This is a genomic window from Qipengyuania oceanensis (genome assembly GCF_009827535.1).
In the GTDB taxonomy this organism is placed as follows: Bacteria; Pseudomonadota; Alphaproteobacteria; order Sphingomonadales; family Sphingomonadaceae; genus Qipengyuania_C; species Qipengyuania_C oceanensis.
Genome location: NZ_WTYN01000002.1, coordinates 215875 through 232205, shown reverse-complemented (window position 1 = coordinate 232205; position 16331 = coordinate 215875). Strand labels below are relative to the sequence as shown.

The window sequence follows — 16331 nt, the reverse complement described above, 5'->3', positions numbered from 1 at the left end:
CCATGACTGCTCCTCAAAAAGCAGTCTTGAATCAGAACCAAGCCAGTTTGGGAATCCCTTTTGTCAACACGACCTAGGTGCGAAGTCTGCTATCTTAGGCAACCACGCGTCGATCACGCCTTTATGCCGTTTGTAAAATTCGCGGTTCTGCCGGATGAAATTCTGCTTCCACTCGGGGAAGCTATCGGTTTGGTTGCGCGCATAGGCGGGCAGTGTCTGCTCAACTTCTTGAGCGGTCAAACCTTTCAGCGAACGCCCAAGTGCGCCCTTGAAACTCTCGATGCTGCCAAAGCCAATCGCGTGCGGCGTCTGATCGCGGTAAGGATAGGTTGCCCCGAACTCCATCGCCCAGATGGGAAAGGAAGGCAGCGCCTCGTCAACCGGAAGCGCGTCTAGCAACTCTTGCCAAGTTTCCAGATACTGGATGAAACGCGGCCCCAGCGGGCGCGCGTCATTTGGGCTTTTGTCGAGCACACTGTTGATGGAAACCTGGTCGAGGCGATGCGTAGGCGTTGGCCAAGTGAAATCGTCCAGCCCGTTGCGGGCACCGATGATGATGGCACGCTCGCGCACCTGCGGGACTCCAAACATGAAAGGAGAAAGCCGGCCAAGATCGACCTTGTACTCGAGGGATTCGAGCCGGGTCTTGATCTTCTCCCAAGTCTTTCCTTCGTCGTGGCGAACGAGGTTCGGCACGTTCTCAATAAGCAAGTAGTTGGGCTTGTGGGTATCGAGGATTCTCAAAACGTAGTCGAACAAATCACCCCATTGAGGACAATCAAATCCGAGTTGGTCGCCCGCCTTGGAGAATGGCTGGCACGGAAACCCCGCGCATAGTATATCATGCGGCGGAACCTTCGCGAAGGCGTCGCGAATATCGCCGTGAGGGACGACGTCGAAATTCTTCTCGTAGAGAGCAGCAAGCGAAGGATCGAGTTCGGAAGCGAACACGCAAGTATGGCCCAGACGCTCAAGTGCTTGGTGAAAACCACCTAGCCCCGCGAAGAGGTCAATGAAGCGCAGTGTCATCGAAAATCCAACTGTATGATAAGTCGTTGTGAGGGGAAGCATGCTCGCAAATCGTTCGCGGCCGAGCCATCGAAGTAAAAAGTATAGTCAAGAAGATGTGGTCATTCGTCATGAGCCGACCCGCGCAGAGCTTTCCAATCGTTGGAAACCCGAATTTATTCTTCTCAAAGGCTTGATCATGACGCTCCCCATACCCCTAAATGCCTTCAAACCAACACGATGTCGATACCTCAACCAATGCAATCGTCAGCCGGTCATGGAACTGAGCATGAATGTTGTCGACGCTACCAATCTTGCGCACAACGCGTCGCGCAATCCTAATTATGCATAGTGAGGCCGAGACGTCAGTCACCCAGAAGGCCAAAATAGCGGCGATCAGGCGATGATCCGCATGCTCGGCCTTCTACAGGGGAGAACATTTGGTATTGGAGTAGGGACTCGCCTCCACACGCGGTTCTCACTGAATGGGCAATGGCATGCATCCAGCTTCCAGAAGCGTAGCCTCAATTTGATCGAATTCAGCCGGTGAGCGTGTTAGATCTTCATCATCACCTTTTGGCACGTAGATAACGTTTCCCGCACGAGCCCTGGTTAGAAGCACACGATACGCATTGATCCTGTATCGCCTGGCTTCGAGTAAACCAATGTTTGTCCATTTCGGAGCTCGCATCTTACGTGGCTGCCAACCCTCATCAGAGCATATAAGATCATTACCCCAGCATAGGCATGCATAGTCGATCTCAAGCCCCTGACTGACGAACTCTGAGAGGGGAACTTCAAGCGCGTTTGAAGAACGAAAGTCGTCTCCTTCGCGCAAGAACCAATGAACGACGCGGTCCAACTCGTTTGACATCGGAGACGGTGGCACGCCCTCTCCAAGCAATCGAACTGCGCCGGAACTCGCCAGAAGGCCAACGCGGTGATGCCCCCTGCTCCGCTCTTTGAGCCAACGCTTCGCCTCGCCAAAGTCTCTGGTCAAATATGATGGCGGACCATCCAGTTCCTTAGCAATCTCGGCTGCCGACTTGATGTCGTCAGCGAGCAACGCGCTCACCCAGCGACCTTGTTTCGGATTTCGATGGGCGCGAAGATTTGTCTTCAGATGCAAATCCTGATGAACGATCGGACGGAGGTCGTTTCCGACGTCATTATCCAGTAGACCGATGAGCCCGCCTTCTCCACGCAACATCGCGTCCGAGATGTGAGCATCCCAATCGGGGTTGTCGCGCAAGGCTTCACCCCATAGCGCGAGCCCGCCCTCACCGCGGTTGATCTCCTGCCCAGGTCCAACAAGGCAGACTAGGCACGCCCAATCCAAACGGCCCATGATTTCCAGGAAGAGCTCCGGCTCTGACTTCTTGCGGCCCAAAAGCTTCAGACCCGTCTCCGCATCCCAAGCACGCTGAGCCTCGTCAAAAACGATCACATGCTCCGGCGGGTCAGCTTCCTCATCTGTGTGGTCTTTGAGATACCCCAGGAGCGTTTGCAAAGCTTGTTGAGCTTGTCGTTTCGCTTCGGTTGCGGTGATCCCCAGCCGATCTCTAGCGTCCTCGGCGATCGCTGCCTGGAGGACGAAGACCAAAGGTCGGTTGCCGCTTAGCAGTGCGGCTGGTTCGTCAGGATCTGCATCGACCTTCCTCGAAAACACAAGATCAAGGCCGAGGAGAGTCTTCCCTGATCCTGGTTCGCCAGTAACAAAACAGACGACCTTTCGACTGTGCAGCTTTGCATCTCTCGCTATATCGCGGAGCTTTGTGGCTGTCTGTTCAATAGCCTCCGAAGAGGCATCTGCCCTGCCAATTTCCGCGACCGAGTGGCCAGCATAAAGCGCCCTTGCGGTTGACACGATATTTGGCGTCGGATTGTATCGCGCTGCATCGAAGCGCGCCCAATCCGATGATTGCCCATCACCTTCAGCAATAATCGCTTGGAACGCTCTTGATAGCCATTTCCCGTTGACCAGAGTGCACCTGGTCACATGGTCGGTTAAGTGCAGATTGCTCCGACAAAGATCGTCAGGCGCACTGTCTGCGCAAAGAACAGGGTAGATGGGGCGACCGCCGCTTGCCGAATGAAAGTCCCTCAAACAAAGTGCATAATCGACTGTCTGAGCCACATCTGCCGAGCCGAACGACCGAGAGCCGATTTTGAACTCAAGGCAAATGATTGCACCACGCGCGAGAATGACTGCGTCAATCCGACGCTCTAACCGAAATAGCGGAAGCTCAAGCAGCACACCGTCTGGTGGTTTGTCGAGATCATTCAGCGCACTTTGAAGCAGCAAGATCTGCCGCTCCCACGCCTTGATTTGCTGGCTCTCATCGCCGGCGTGCTGAAGACCAACGCGGATCGAAAGTGCACCCAGGATTGTATGCGGGTCTTTTTTCAGGAAGTCTTCGCCGGAACAAGCGAAGAATGATCGAGTGTTGCTGCTCACAGAGGCTCGCTGTTGCTTCGACCCGGCGGTATGCCGGCTCCAAGCATCAGCCTAATTGCGATGAACCAAACAGCCAATATTGCGGGCTAATTCATGCCCAGACATCGGAATAGCCTATCGATGACGAGGGGGTCGAACTTGCAACGCCGCTATGATCTGGGAAAATGGTAGCGGAGGAGGGATCCACCAATCTCGCTTAAGCATCTGTTAAAACGTCATTTCTCTTTCAGCTTCGCCAAGAATACCCCCTGTGATACCCCCAGCTTGGGACCTTTGCGATGAGCGGAAATTCGATCGCGGCAAACCGTTCACTTACCCCCAAGTAGCGGGCATTCACTTCGCAACTTGGCGTCTGTCGCAGTCAGCATAGCTCCCACTCACGACACCTGAGATCCAATCCAAATCACTCTGCCGACGACATTGATCGCCTTTCGCTGAACACCGTTCCAGCTTGGATAGGCGGGATGGTCGGTCAGGACAGAAATACGATTTTTGGTTGGGTCCAGAGCGATCCGCCTGACGAACGTCTCTGACGATCCCCGGACAGCGTAGAGCCCGTCTTGAAGGGCATCGTGAGAGCGCAGCCTTTGGATTATGACTTCGTCGCCATTCTGCAGGGTCGGCTGCATAGCCTCACCAGCAATGGGTAAGATCGCCAAACCTGCAGGCCTGTTGCATAGGCGTTTTAGCCAGGCTTCATCGACGATCCGAGATCGTTCCCGTGCGATTTCCAAGCCCTTGGCCTCAATTACCGGCACAGTGATGACCGAACGTCGCGGAGTTGAAGGGCTCTCTTTTCCCCCGAGCAGTTTGGCAGGAACATCGAAATGCAGAGCCAGCTGAGCGATGTCGCTTTGATCGAGACGCGCGGGCGTGCCGCGCTTGATGTATTGTTGGATATAGGCGGTGTTTCGGCCAAGTAGACGCGAAACCGCAGCGTACGTCTCTTCCCGCTCGCGGATCAAATCATCAAGCGCTTGCCTTGCGGTCATCCTATCCACTCCTAGCATATCCTATTCCACTATCACGCCAGAGCGGACAATTCCTACTCGGCGAGTTGCGCGGACCAACCTAAGTTGGGCTTTCTGGATAGGTTTCGAAGGAGGCGCTGGTTGGTTTATCAGCACTACTGGGTGGGGCTCGATGCGGGGCATCTCGAAACAGCCGTTTGCCTCATCGACGCAGAGGGCGGGATCCTCTTTGAAGCGATATGCGAAACGAAATCCGGTCCAATCAGAGATATTCTGCGGAGGTTTGGCGTCGAGGCAGCGCAGTGCCTCACGATCGAGGCCGGCAATGGCACCCAGATGGTTCGAGAACTGCGTTCGTACGGATTTCCTGTTCAGGTGGTCGATGTACGCAAATCGAGCAAGTTCCTGGCAATCAGGCGACAGAAAACAGATGTCCACGATGCTCGAGGGCTCGCAGAGCTCGGGCGGCTCGCTCGATCGATGGGGTCGCAGGTTTTCGTGAAGCCGATGGAACATCAGAATATCCGAACCCTGATCAATGTTCGAAGAACTATGCTGAAGAACCGCGCCAGGACAGATGCGCTCATCCAATCAATTTTCAGGTTATACGGCGGGAACGTGAAACTCCTGAACGGAAGGGGTGCGCTAGCCGCCGAGGTGAACGACCAGGTGCGGAAGATGCGACAGCACGGGCTTGAGATCGGGGTCAATCTGCAACCGCTCGTCGAGATTGCCGAAGCTCTGAGAGAGCAGATCTCCATTCTTGACCGGCAGATGCGCGACATCGCATCGAACAATCCTACATGTCGCAATTTCCAAACGATCCCCGGCGTCGGAGCTGTGATCGCGCTTTCGTTCTACAGTGCCATCGGCGATCCATATCGATTTGAGCGGAGCCGTGACGTTGGAGCATACTTGGGCCTGACCCCAACCCTATATCAGTCAGGCGCCACTTCACGCCGGGGACGTATCAGTCGGCACGGGAACAAGCTGACACGGATGCACCTGATTACCGCAGCCACCGTGCTACTTTGCAGGATTGAGATCGAAAGCCGTCTCCGCACTTGGGGTCTCGAGCTGGCCCAGCGGGTTGGGTTCCTGAAAGCGCGCGTTGCCGTGGCCAGGAAGCTTGCGGTGATCATGCTCGGAATGTGGAAATCAGGTTCGCCGTTTCGCCCCGACGGCACCTCTTCGCTGTTCCTCCAGCAGGAGGAGGCAGGCTTGGACCCCGTTCTGATTTCTGGGACGCAGATCTCGTTGTAGGTAATTGGGTCAAGCCTGCCGTCAATCGCAGCGTTCACTTCAGAAAACGGCTCATAATGTCGCAAACTTGCAGCATTATCCCCTGAAACAGCGTTACGGTGTCAAAATTGACACATTAAGGGCGGACGGAGTGGCACGAGACTGTAAGGTCACGCTCGGGATCACGGATCTGAAACTCAACCAACTGGCAATTTCCATGCGGCTAATCGAAAGATAGACGCATTAAATCTAAGATCGATTGGCGGTTTCACCAAGTCTGCTGCGTCGGACGATCCGGAGGGCTCCTTTCAGCAGTACATACGGATTGCGGACGTTCGCTAGGGAAAAAACGTCGTGTCGGTTTCGCGCGCGATTATCGCCGCTCGCGGCCGTTTTTAGCGTGCCCAAAGGCTGCCGACGATGAAGAAAATAGGACTCGCGGTGACAGACGATCCGCCGCACCGTTTGCCAAGCCGTTCGCTCAGCAAGCGGGCCGCAGCGATGCTCTCGCAATCCTCGACCATTACCATTTCATCCACGAGATCGGGCAGGAAAGACGGCTCCACCCGCGCACGACCGATCCCCTCGATGCAGGAACCCGCGGCGTCCGACACGATGATCGAGCGATCCAACCAGTGACGATGAAAGACCGATGCCGCCGGATCGGCCACGCAAAGCCTTGTGTCGTAGCGCTTATAGCGGATGAAGCGGCCGATGGTCGCGGACGTGCCGCCCGTGCCTGCTCCGCACACGATCCAGGCCGGAACGGGGTTGGCCTCCTGCCGCATCTGCAGGAAGATCGATTCCGCGATGTTGTTGTTGCCGCGCCAGTCGGTCGCGCGCTCCGCGTAGGTGAACTGGTCGAGATAGACGCCGTCGCACTCGCGCGCGAGCCGCTCGGCCACCGCATAGACTTCGCACGGATCGTCGACGAAGTGGTGCTCGCCGCCATAGAAACGGATGGCGGCGAGCTTTTCGAGCGCGGTCGTCGCGGGCACCACGGCGATGAACGGCAATCCGAGCATACGCGCGAAATAGGCTTCCGAAACGGCGGTAGAGCCGGACGATGCCTCCACGATCGTGGTCTGCGGCCCGATGCGCCCGTCGCACAGGGCGTATAGAAAAAGCGACCGGGCGAGCCGATGCTTGAGGCTTCCGGTCGGGTGGCTCGATTCGTCCTTCAGGTAGAGTTCGATGCCGGATAATCCCGGAGTCTCGAGCGGCACGAGATGCGTTTCGGCGGACCGGTTGAAGTCCGCCTCGATCAGCCTGATCGCCTCGAACACCCAATCGCGCGACCGCCGGTCATGGCCTGGGAGCGACGAAACCTGGTTCAAAGTGTTCTGCGCCATTGCGGGCTGCCCGATCTTGCGGCTGATTCCTGAAGCCTGCGCTACTACCACGGACCGGCACGGCTTTTGAAGCCGCGTGGCAAGCCGGCGAAAGCTCCGCGCTCGTTCAGTCGCGATCCGCGGTCGCGTCCGCTTCACGCCATTCGCGCTTGATCTTCTTTGCGAGGGACCACTTGTGCACCTCGGTCGGCCCGTCATAGATCCGGAAAGCCCGGATTTCGCGAAACACCTGCTCGACGATCGTCTTGTCGGTCACGCCGGTTCCGCCCATGACCTGTACGCAGCGATCGGCGATCCGCATGAGGGCTTCGGAAACCGCGACCTTGGCCATGCTGCTCTCGGTCGTTCCAAGGTCCCCGGTGTCGAGCACGTCCGCGCACCAATAGACCATCAGCTCGGCCTGCTTGAGATCGATCCGGTTCTCCGCGAGCATGAAGCCGACACCTTCGTGGTCGATCAGCTGCTTGCCGAAAGCCATGCGGCGGCAGGCATAGTCGGTCGCAATCTCGTGCGCACGGATGCAGGCCCCGAGCCAGCGCATGCAGTGGCTGAGCCGCGCCGGGCTGAGGCGGATCTGAGCGTATTTGAAGCCTTCGCCCGCATCGCCTAGCATCTGGTCGGCAGGCACGCGCAGGCCCTCGATCCGAACGGTGGCATGGCCGCCGGGCATCGAACTGTCGATCGTATTCGGGACGTGGTCGATGCGGATCGCGGGATCCGGCAGATCGACCAGGAACATGCATGCACCGCCTGCGCTGTCTGGCTCCTCGGACTTCGCCATAACGATCCCGACGCCAGCCCCGTCGGCGCCGGTAATGAAGGCCTTGGTCCCGTTCACCACCCAGTGATTGCCGTCGCGTCGACAGGTCGTCTGCATCATCGAGGGGTCCGAACCCGCTCCGCCATCGACGGCAGGCTCGGTCATGAGGAAGGCGCTGCGCGCTTCGCCCGCCACCATCTTGCGCAGGAATTTTTCCTTGAGATGATCCGAGCCGACGTGGCCGAGCAGGTACATGTTGCCCTCGTCGGGCGCGGCGGTGTTGAGCGCCAGCGGGCCCAGCGGCGAGAGCCCGCTGCGGATCAGGACGTAAGCCGTCTCGACCTGCGTCAGGTGCGAGCCGTCCTCCAGAATATGCGGGGTCAGCACACCTGCATCGCGCGCCTTGGCCCGCATCTCGTGCATCAGCGCATCGGTCGGCGCGCCGTGATGATCGCGGCGCGGGTCGCTCTCGTAAGGCACGACAACCTCGCGCACGAAGCGCTCCACCTCGTCGCCGATTTCGCGAGCGCGATCACTGATCTTATCGAGCATGTTTCCTCACCTTGCAGGCATGGCCGGACCGACCGGATGTTCCGGTCGGCTGGCGCGATGAAGCCCTATGAGACGAACCGACCCGGAGAGGCAACCGCGCAGACACGCCTGCCGGCCTAGCATTAATGAGGTCATGCCCCGTGACACGCCGTGCTGCGACACGCCGGGGCCTGCGAGTTCGCGGCTCGGTGGCGAAAGCGTTACAGGATTGCCACCTCGCGGGCGATGCGCGAGCCTGCCACCGCCCGCTTCATTCCAGCGGAATTGGACGGCATGATGACCTCGCCGATGCCGGTGCAACTGATCGCGACTTCACCGTCGGCCCAATGCCGATGCCGGTGATAGGCGTTTCGCCCACGCGCCCCGCGCGCTTGCCCAGGAGGCCGCCTGTCGATGTCGCAGCAGCAAGGCCCCCGCGCCGGTCGAGTGCGACCGCGCCGACCGTACCGTGGGCCAGCCCTTCGTCGAGCCGCAGGGTCTCTTCGCGCTCCACGCCGACAGAGCGAAGGGCGCGGTGCTAGTGGTATTCGCTGCCTTCGTCAGGCTCATGCGCCGGGCGGATAAGGGCAATGACGGCCGTCTATCGATCTACTGGTGGCCGGTAATCGCGGTCGGCGCCTTCTTCGCAATCTTCACGATCATCCAGGCCCCGGCCGATGCGTTCTATTTGCTGGGAGCTCTGCTTGCCCTTGGCACCGGCCTCTATTTCGTGGCGCGGCGCGAACTGGTAGATCGCCTGAACCGGAGTTCAATTCATTCATCTGCGGACCAGGGCGACTGTATTGGTAGCGGAGGAGGGACTTGAACCCCCGACACGCGGATTATGATTCCGCTGCTCTAACCAGCTGAGCTACTCCGCCCCAAGGTCTGCCGAAATGCGATCGGCAAGGGCTTGCCGATGCGATATCACCGCCCGGCAGGCGGCGCATTTAGGGCGCAGTATCGCCCCGGTCAACCGTGCTGTTTACCCCGGAAGGCCCAGCGCTTGACGAACTCCCACGGACCGCCGCGATAGATGTGCAATTCGAGCGCGGGAAAGGCGAATTCGCGCCGCTCCACTTGCGGCTCCAGTTCGCGCTGAAGCGTCTTGGCATCATCCGGGGAAACCTTGTTCTGCACCGTGATGTGAAGGCGCGGCTTGTGCTGATCCTGCGAAGTCAGCGTGCCGTGGAAGCGGTCTGCGATCGCTTGGCGGATCGAGAGCATCTGCTGGCTTTCGACTGCGATGGCGGTCCCCCGCCCCATGTTCATCAGCCCGGTAATCGCTGCGTGAGGCGCGGCGTACTCGGCGGCGAAACCCGGCAGGACCGTCTGCAATTCGTCGAACAGTGAGGGTAACAGCGAGTGGAACAGCGTCACGTGGGCCTGGAGGAAATTGCGCTCGGGCGGGAAATGCGCCTTTCGCAATCCGTCGGCCCAGGCATGGATATCCGGCGGCAGCGCCGCGGTGACGACGAAGGGAGGCCTTTCGGGGTTGAACCCGCTCACATCTCGCCCCGCTCGCGCCGCAGCTGCCTCCACTTCGCGGCGTTCGCGTTGTGCTCCTCCAGCGTTTTCGAGAACACATGCCCACCGGTACCGTCCGCGACGTAGTAGAGCGCGTCGGTGTCGGCCGGGTTGAGCACCGCCTCGATGCTTTCGCGGCCGGGATTGGTGATCGGACCGATCGGCAGCCCGGCAATGGCGCGCGTGTTGTAGGGGTTGCGATCGCGCAGTTCGGAGACGCGGATCCGCCGTCCCAGCGGCTTGCCCTTGGTGATCGGATAGATCGTCGTCGCATCGGCGCCGAGCGCCATGCCGATCCGCACCCGGTTGGACAATACGCCCGCGACCATCCGCCGCTCGTCTGCCTGGGCGGTTTCCTTTTCCACGATCGAGGCGAGGATAATCGCTTCCTCCGGCGTCTTCACGACAGTGTTCTTGCCGCGCTTTTTCCACGCGTCCGCGAGGAACTTGCTCATCGCGTCCTGCATCCGCTTGACCACGGCGCTGCGTGCCTCGCCGCGTTCGAAATCATAGGTATCGGGCAGCACGGAGCCTTCTGCCGGGACCGGGACTTCGCCCGTCAGCACGTCCTGCGCCATCAGCTTCTCGTGGACCATGATCGAGGGCAGGCCCTCGGGAATGGTCACGAAGCGCCGGATCACGTCGCCCGACTGGAAAGCCGCGAGAATTTCTCCCTGGTCCATGGCAGGGGTCAGTTCGAACTCGCCAGCCTGGATCGGCGCATTGCCGCCGAAAAGCTTCGCCCGAAGAAGGAAGCCGTCGGCGGAGGAGATGACCCCCTCCTCTTCCAGTTTCTGTGCGACCGAAGTCAGCGACGAGCCCGATGGCACGATGAAGGCCGTGTCCTTCTCGAGCGTCGTCGAGCCGAGATTCGACGCGAGCAAGGCGATCGCGGCCAGCGCCGCCAGCACCAGGGCGACGAGGCAACCCAGTTTCTTCAAGTCAGTCGACCGCCTTGACGATCAGCGAGGCGTTGGTTCCGCCGAAGCCGAAGCTGTTGTTGAGCGCGGCCTTCACTTCGCGCTTCTTGGCCTGCTTGGGCACCAGGTCGACGCCTTCGGTGCCATCGTCCGGATTGTCGAGATTGAGCGTCGGCGGCACGATCTGATCGCGGATGGCGAGGATGCAGAAGATCGCTTCGACCGCTCCGGCACCGCCGAGCAGGTGGCCGATTGCAGACTTGGTGCTGCTCATGCTGGCCCCGCACAGGTCGTCGCCGAGCACGCGCTTGACTGCGGCCAGCTCGATCGTGTCGGCCATGGTCGAAGTGCCGTGCGCATTGACGTAATCGATGTCACACGGCTCGAGCCCGGCCTTTTTCAACGCCATGCGCATGGCGAGTTCGGCGCCCTTGCCTTCGGGATGCGGCGCGGTGACGTGGTAGGCATCGCCCGACAGGCCGTAGCCGACGACCTCGGCATAGATCTTCGCGCCGCGCGCCTTGGCGTGCTCGTATTCCTCGAGCACGACGACGCCAGCGCCCTCGCCCATGACGAAGCCGTCGCGGTCCTTGTCGTAGGGACGACTGGCCTCGGTCGGTCGGTCGTTCATGCTCATGTTGAGCGCGCGTGCCTGCGCGAAACCGGCCACGCCGAGCGGATTGATTGTCGATTCCGCGCCGCCTGCCAGCATCACGTCGGCATCGCCATCCTTGATCATGCGGGCGGCGTCGCCGATGGAATGCGCGCCGGTCGAACAAGCGGTGACGACGGCATGGTTCGGACCCATGAGCCCGTATTTGATCGAGACCTGTCCGCTGATGAGATTGATCAGGCGCCCGTGGACGAAGTGCGGGCTGACCCGGCTCGGGCCGCGTTCCTTCAGGACGATGCTTTCGCTCTCGATGCCCGGCAGGCCGCCGATACCTGAACCGATCGAGCAGCCGGTGCGCATCTTGAGGTCGTCGTCCATGTCGACGAGCCCGGCATCCTCGAGCGCCTGGCCGGCTGCATCGATGCCGTAGATGATGAAGGGATCGACCTGGCGCTGGACCTTGTGATCGACCCTCTTGTCCGGATCGAAGCCGTATTCGTGGTCGGTCGGTTTGACCTCGCAGGCGATCTGGCATTTCTGGTCCGAAGCGTCGAAGCGGGTGATCGGACCTGCCCCGCTCTTGCCCGCGATCAGGTTGGACCATGACGTCTCGACGTCTCCGCCGAGCGGAGTGACAAGACCAAGACCGGTGACGACTACTCGCCGCATGCGCTACTCTCCGTCAGAAATGCAACAGGCCCAACCCTGCGAGGGGCCGAGCCTGCCTTCCCTGCGCCGGGCAGGGATCGAGCCCCGCCGCACGCGTGTGGCGCGCGGCAGGCGGGCAGATCAGCCCTTGTGCTCTTCGATGTACTTGGTGGCGTCGCCGACCGTGGTGATCTTCTCGGCAGCGTCGTCCGGGATTTCGACACCGAATTCCTCTTCGAAAGCCATCACCAGTTCGACGATGTCGAGGCTGTCCGCGCCAAGATCGTCGATGAAGCTCGCGTCCTGGGTCACCTTGTCGGCTTCGACACCGAGATGTTCGACGACAATTTTCTGAACGCGGTCAGCAGTATCGCTCATTTACATATCCCTTTTGGATTGGGTTTTTCGATTACGTCCGGCCCTAATGAACGGCGCGGCGCAGTGCAAGGGCAACTCGTCGCGAGTGAGCCACAGTCCGGAACGCTTGCGCCCGACCGGACGTTGGAAGGACACAAGCAAACGACGAAAACAGAAAGGTTTTCAGATGGCTACCACGACGTTCAAATCCCTTACCGACACCACCTTCGATTCGGTCGAAGGCTACCGACAGGCGGCCGAGAAGGCAGACAGCCCCCAGCTGAAGCAGGCGCTTGCCGCGCGTGGCCAGCAGCGCGAGCAGACCCTGCAGCAGATGAATGCAGAGCTCGAGCGCCAGGGCGACGAACTCGTGACCAAGGGCACGCTGTCCGGTGAAGTCCACCAGATGTGGCAGAGCATCACCAGCATGTTCGGCAACAGCGACGACAATGTCGCAGAGCGCGTCGAGGAAGGTGAAGACTACCTCAAGGGCAAGTTCGAGAAGGCTCTCGAAAGCGATCAGCTGGAAGCCAGCGAGCGTGCGATCGTCCAGCAATGCTACGACGATATCTGCCGCGGCGAACAGTTCGGCGACATGATCGAGAAGCAGTACGACTGATCGATTTCGATACCAACCGGATCAGACCGGTGCCGGGGCGCGGAAGCAATTCCGCGCCCTTTCCATTGTCGGTTATCAGTTGTCGGGGCTGACGTCGCGCGCCGTTGCGTTCGAATTCATGTCGACGGCCTCTGCCGGATTGGCATTTTCGACCGCCTCGCGCGCTTGAGGTGTCAGCTGGATATGCACTTCGCGCAGCTGTTTCGGGCTGACGAGGCTCGGAGCCCCCATCATCAGGTCCTGTGCCCGCTGATTGAGCGGGAAAGCGATCACTTCGCGGATGTTCGGCTCATCTGCGAGCAGCATCACGATGCGATCGATACCCGGGGCCGAGCCACCGTGCGGCGGCGCGCCGAGCTTGAATGCCTCGATCATGCCGGAGAAGTTCGCATCCACGTCGGCCTGCGAATAGCCGGCGATCTCGAACGCCTTGTACATGATGTCCGGGCGATGGTTACGAATGGCGCCGCTAGACAGCTCGTAGCCGTTGCAGACGATGTCGTATTGCCACGCCAGGATATCGAGAGGATCCTTGGTCTCGAGCGCTTCCATCTCGCCCTGCGGCATCGAGAAAGGATTGTGGCTGAAATCGACCTTTTTCAAGTCTTCGTCGTACTCGAACATCGGGAAATCGACGATCCAGCAGAACTTGAAACAGTCTTGCTCGATCAGGCCCAGTTCCTCGGCGACACGAGTGCGCGCCGCTCCGGCCAGCTTGGCGGCGTCCTTCTCCTTGCCCGCGGCAAAGAACAGGCCGTCGTTTTCGCCCAGTCCCAGCTCGGCATAGAGCTTTTCCATACCCTCGGTCCCGTGGTTTTTCGCGATCGGGCCGCCGAACTCGCCGCCCTTGCGGGTAACGTAGCCGAGTCCGGCGAAGCCTTCCTTGCGTGCCCAGTCGTTCATCTCGTCGAAGAACTTGCGGCTTTTCTCGTGCGTATCGGGAGCCGGGACCACGCGCACGCGGCCACCGGTGCCGACGATTTTTTCGAACAGGCCGAAGCCGGACGTTGTGAAATGATCGGTGACGTCCGAAATGATCAGCGGGTTGCGCAGGTCGGGCTTGTCGCTACCGTATTTCAGCATCGCCTCGGCATAGGGGATGCGCGGAAACTCGCCCGCAGGGGTCACGCTCTTGCCGCCCGAAAATTCCGCGAACACGCCGGCAAGGACCGGCTCGATCGCCTGGAACACGTCTTCCTGCGTGACGAAGCTCATTTCGAAATCGAGCTGGTAGAATTCCGGCGAACGGTCGGCGCGCAAATCCTCGTCGCGGAAGCACGGCGCGATCTGGAAATAGCGGTCGAACCCTGCGACCATCAGCAGCTGCTTGAACATCTGCGGCGCCTGCGGGAGCGCGTAGAAGCGGCCCGGATGGAGGCGGCTCGGCACGAGATAGTCGCGCGCGCCTTCGGGCGAGGAGGCGCCGAGGATCGGCGTCTGGAACTCGGAGAAGCCCTGCTCGATCATGCGGTTGCGCAGCGAGGTGATGACCTTGTTGCGCAGCATGATGTTGGCATGGACGCGCTCGCGCCGCAGGTCGACGAAGCGGTACTTGAGCCGGGTTTCCTCCGGATAGTCTTCCGCCTGGTTGACGATCAACGGGAGGTCCTCGGCGCGGCTCTGGATCTCGACCGCGCGGGCGAACACCTCGATCTCGCCGGTCGGCAGGTTCTTGTTCACCGCGACCTCGTCGCGCGCCTTGACCGTGCCGTCGATCGTGACGACCGATTCCAGCCTGAGCTTCTCCAGCACCGGCAGCGCCGCGCTATCGCTGTCGGCGACGATCTGGGTGATGCCGTAGTGATCGCGCAGGTCGACGAACAGCACGCCGCCGTGGTCGCGCTTGTTGTGCACCCAGCCCGACAGGCGGACGGTTTCGCCGACGTTTTCCTTGGTCAGCTGTGCGCAGTTGTGGGTACGATAGGCGTGCATCTAAAATCTTTCCATTTTCGGAGCTATGGCGCTAGGGCGCGGCGCGTTGAATGCGCGCTCCTCTAGCGGGGAATCGCGCGCGCTAACAGGGCAAGCCCGGCTTTTTGTCAAGCCGGGTCGCTCGACAGGGATTGGGCCGAAAGGCCCGGTGGGTGGCACTCCGCCCCAAGCAAGAAATGAAACGATGAAAATACACGACCTGATTACCGATACCGACACGCTCCGCGATCTTTGCGAGCGGCTCGCCAAATCCGAATTCGTCTGCGTCGACACCGAATTCATGCGCGAGAACACCTATTGGCCCGAACTCTGCCTCGTCCAGATCGGCAACGAGGAGGAAGCAGCAGCAGTCGATCCGCTGGCCGAGGGAATCGACCTCGCCCCGCTGCTCGACCTGTTGTGCGACAACGACGAGATCCTCAAGGTCTTCCATGCCGGCGGACAGGACGTCGAGATCGTCTTCAACCTCACCGGCAAGACGCCCTTCCCGATCTTCGACACCCAGATCGCGATGATGGCGATCAGCCAGTCCGAACAGATCGGTTACGCCAACCTGGTCGAAAGCTGGCTCAACATTCCGGTCGACAAGGGCGCGCGCTTCACCGACTGGAGCCGCCGTCCGCTGACAGACAGGCAGATCGAATACGCCATCGGCGACGTCACCCATCTCGCCAAGATCTTCCCGAAGATCCTCAACAAGCTCATCAAGACGGGCCGCGGCGCCTGGCTCGATGCAGAGATGGAAAAGCTCGCCGATCCCGAGAACTACCGCATGGACCCGGAAAATGCCTGGCGCCGTATCCGCCAGCAGGGCCGCAACCCACAGGTTCTGGGCAGGCTGAAAGCGCTGGCCGCCTGGCGCGAAGGCGAAGCACAGCACAAGAATATTCCGCGTGGCCGGATCATGCGCGACGAGACGCTGGCCGATATCGCCAGCCATCCGCCGAAGAAGCAGGACGATCTGGTCAAGGTGCGCGGCCTCTCCAATGCCTGGAAGGACAACGACATCGGCAAGCGCCTGATGAAGATACTGGCCGGTGCGGAGCCGCTCTCGAAGGAAGAGATGCCGGAAAAGCCCAAGCGCGGCGCACCGCTGGGCAAGGAAGGCGCGCTGGTGGCCGACCTGCTCAAGCTGCTGCTGAAGATCCGCTCGCGCGAGATCGATATCGCGTCCCGTCTGCTCACGCGGTCGGACGAGATGGAGGCCCTTGCCGCGGGTGTGCGCGACCTGCCGATCCTCGAGGGATGGCGATACGAGGTGTTCGGCAAGGACGCGCTGGAGCTGGTCGAAGGCCGGCTGGCCTTCGCGGTCAAGAAAGGCCGGCTGACGATGACCCACGTCGACGATATGCCAGCGGAGTTGAACGGAGGGCTCGCGGCGGAGTAGGGTGCG

The 16331-nt window shown here is 60.3% G+C and carries 15 protein-coding genes and 1 tRNA gene; 4 read left to right on the top strand and 12 right to left on the bottom strand.

Annotated features, from left to right (window positions below):
- Window positions 1-63: 63 nt before the first annotated feature.
- The 3 genes from GRI48_RS11815 to GRI48_RS11805 all read right to left on the bottom strand — a co-directional run bounded on the left by GRI48_RS11815 (window position 64) and on the right by GRI48_RS11805 (window position 4458).
- The gene (locus tag GRI48_RS11815; RefSeq protein ID WP_160676354.1) at window positions 64-1029 is read right to left on the bottom strand and encodes a DNA cytosine methyltransferase; all 966 of its coding nucleotides are present in this window, start codon (window positions 1027-1029) and stop codon (window positions 64-66) included.
- Between the two features lie 457 nt (window positions 1030-1486).
- On the bottom strand, window positions 1487-3466 hold the full coding sequence (locus GRI48_RS11810) for a DNA/RNA helicase domain-containing protein (RefSeq protein WP_160676352.1): 1980 nt from the start codon (window positions 3464-3466) through the stop codon (window positions 1487-1489).
- 377 nt (window positions 3467-3843) lie between these two features.
- Window positions 3844-4458, bottom strand: coding sequence for a S24 family peptidase (locus GRI48_RS11805; RefSeq protein WP_160676349.1), 615 nt, complete (start codon window positions 4456-4458; stop codon window positions 3844-3846).
- A 120-nt stretch (window positions 4459-4578) separates the two neighbouring features.
- Between GRI48_RS11805 and GRI48_RS11800 the strand changes: the two genes are divergently transcribed.
- On the top strand, window positions 4579-5700 hold the full coding sequence (locus tag GRI48_RS11800; protein WP_160676346.1) for an IS110 family RNA-guided transposase: 1122 nt from the start codon (window positions 4579-4581) through the stop codon (window positions 5698-5700).
- Window positions 5701-6074: 374 nt separating this feature from the next.
- On the opposite strand, the gene GRI48_RS11795 is transcribed toward GRI48_RS11800, so the two are convergent.
- The 3 genes from GRI48_RS11795 to GRI48_RS11785 all read right to left on the bottom strand — a co-directional run bounded on the left by GRI48_RS11795 (window position 6075) and on the right by GRI48_RS11785 (window position 8836).
- Window positions 6075-7031, bottom strand: coding sequence for a PLP-dependent cysteine synthase family protein (locus GRI48_RS11795; protein WP_160676343.1), 957 nt, complete (start codon window positions 7029-7031; stop codon window positions 6075-6077).
- 106 nt (window positions 7032-7137) lie between these two features.
- On the bottom strand, window positions 7138-8343 hold the full coding sequence (locus GRI48_RS11790) for an acyl-CoA dehydrogenase family protein (RefSeq protein WP_160676340.1): 1206 nt from the start codon (window positions 8341-8343) through the stop codon (window positions 7138-7140).
- Window positions 8344-8593: 250 nt separating this feature from the next.
- On the bottom strand, window positions 8594-8836 hold the full coding sequence (locus GRI48_RS11785; protein ID WP_337190824.1) for an isoaspartyl peptidase/L-asparaginase: 243 nt from the start codon (window positions 8834-8836) through the stop codon (window positions 8594-8596).
- On the opposite strand from GRI48_RS11785, the gene GRI48_RS11780 reads away from it, so the two are divergent.
- The gene (locus GRI48_RS11780; RefSeq protein WP_202389341.1) at window positions 8792-9148 is read left to right on the top strand and encodes a hypothetical protein; all 357 of its coding nucleotides are present in this window, start codon (window positions 8792-8794) and stop codon (window positions 9146-9148) included. The genes GRI48_RS11785 and GRI48_RS11780 overlap by 45 nt on opposite strands.
- On the opposite strand, the gene GRI48_RS11775 is transcribed toward GRI48_RS11780, so the two are convergent.
- The 5 genes from GRI48_RS11775 to GRI48_RS11755 form a co-directional block, all read right to left on the bottom strand.
- A tRNA-Met gene (locus GRI48_RS11775) sits at window positions 9127-9203 on the bottom strand. The two genes, GRI48_RS11780 and GRI48_RS11775, sit on opposite strands and share 22 nt — an antisense overlap.
- 91 nt (window positions 9204-9294) lie before the next feature.
- Window positions 9295-9831, bottom strand: a complete 537-nt coding sequence (locus GRI48_RS11770) for a 2'-5' RNA ligase family protein (protein ID WP_160676334.1) — start codon at window positions 9829-9831, stop codon at window positions 9295-9297.
- On the bottom strand, window positions 9828-10790 hold the full coding sequence (gene mltG, locus GRI48_RS11765; protein WP_160676331.1) for an endolytic transglycosylase MltG: 963 nt from the start codon (window positions 10788-10790) through the stop codon (window positions 9828-9830). Before mltG ends, GRI48_RS11770 begins: the two co-directional genes overlap by 4 nt.
- A gap of 1 nt (window position 10791) precedes the next feature.
- The gene (gene fabF / locus GRI48_RS11760; RefSeq protein WP_160676328.1) at window positions 10792-12051 is read right to left on the bottom strand and encodes a beta-ketoacyl-ACP synthase II; all 1260 of its coding nucleotides are present in this window, start codon (window positions 12049-12051) and stop codon (window positions 10792-10794) included.
- A gap of 120 nt (window positions 12052-12171) precedes the next feature.
- The gene (locus GRI48_RS11755; RefSeq protein WP_047805955.1) at window positions 12172-12408 is read right to left on the bottom strand and encodes an acyl carrier protein; all 237 of its coding nucleotides are present in this window, start codon (window positions 12406-12408) and stop codon (window positions 12172-12174) included.
- A gap of 166 nt (window positions 12409-12574) precedes the next feature.
- On the opposite strand from GRI48_RS11755, the gene GRI48_RS11750 reads away from it, so the two are divergent.
- A complete protein-coding gene (locus GRI48_RS11750) occupies window positions 12575-13006 on the top strand; it encodes a ferritin-like domain-containing protein (RefSeq protein WP_160676325.1) in 432 nt (143 codons plus the stop codon).
- A 75-nt stretch (window positions 13007-13081) separates the two neighbouring features.
- On the opposite strand, the gene aspS is transcribed toward GRI48_RS11750, so the two are convergent.
- Window positions 13082-14938: an aspartate--tRNA ligase gene (gene aspS / locus GRI48_RS11745; RefSeq protein ID WP_160676322.1), complete on the bottom strand. Its 1857-nt coding sequence runs from the start codon at window positions 14936-14938 to the stop codon at window positions 13082-13084.
- A gap of 184 nt (window positions 14939-15122) precedes the next feature.
- Here aspS and rnd point away from each other — a divergent pair, with 184 nt between their 5' ends.
- Window positions 15123-16325, top strand: a complete 1203-nt coding sequence (gene rnd, locus GRI48_RS11740; RefSeq protein WP_160676320.1) for a ribonuclease D — start codon at window positions 15123-15125, stop codon at window positions 16323-16325.
- The last annotated feature ends 6 nt before the right edge of the window (window positions 16326-16331 follow it).

What these genes read in the sequence shown, in the direction of transcription:
- GRI48_RS11815 (WP_160676354.1), bottom strand. Translation starts at nt 1,029, where the DNA reads ATGACACTGCGCTTCATTGACCTCTTCGCGGGGCTAGGTGGTTTTCAC.
- GRI48_RS11805 (WP_160676349.1), bottom strand. Translation starts at nt 4,458, where the DNA reads ATGACCGCAAGGCAAGCGCTTGATGATTTGATCCGCGAGCGGGAAGAG.
- GRI48_RS11795 (WP_160676343.1), bottom strand. Translation starts at nt 7,031, where the DNA reads ATGGCGCAGAACACTTTGAACCAGGTTTCGTCGCTCCCAGGCCATGAC.
- GRI48_RS11790 (WP_160676340.1), bottom strand. Translation starts at nt 8,343, where the DNA reads ATGCTCGATAAGATCAGTGATCGCGCTCGCGAAATCGGCGACGAGGTG.
- fabF (WP_160676328.1), bottom strand. Translation starts at nt 12,051, where the DNA reads ATGCGGCGAGTAGTCGTCACCGGTCTTGGTCTTGTCACTCCGCTCGGC.
- GRI48_RS11755 (WP_047805955.1), bottom strand. Translation starts at nt 12,408, where the DNA reads ATGAGCGATACTGCTGACCGCGTTCAGAAAATTGTCGTCGAACATCTC.
- GRI48_RS11750 (WP_160676325.1), top strand. Translation starts at nt 12,575, where the DNA reads ATGGCTACCACGACGTTCAAATCCCTTACCGACACCACCTTCGATTCG.
- aspS (WP_160676322.1), bottom strand. Translation starts at nt 14,938, where the DNA reads ATGCACGCCTATCGTACCCACAACTGCGCACAGCTGACCAAGGAAAAC.
- rnd (WP_160676320.1), top strand. Translation starts at nt 15,123, where the DNA reads ATGAAAATACACGACCTGATTACCGATACCGACACGCTCCGCGATCTT.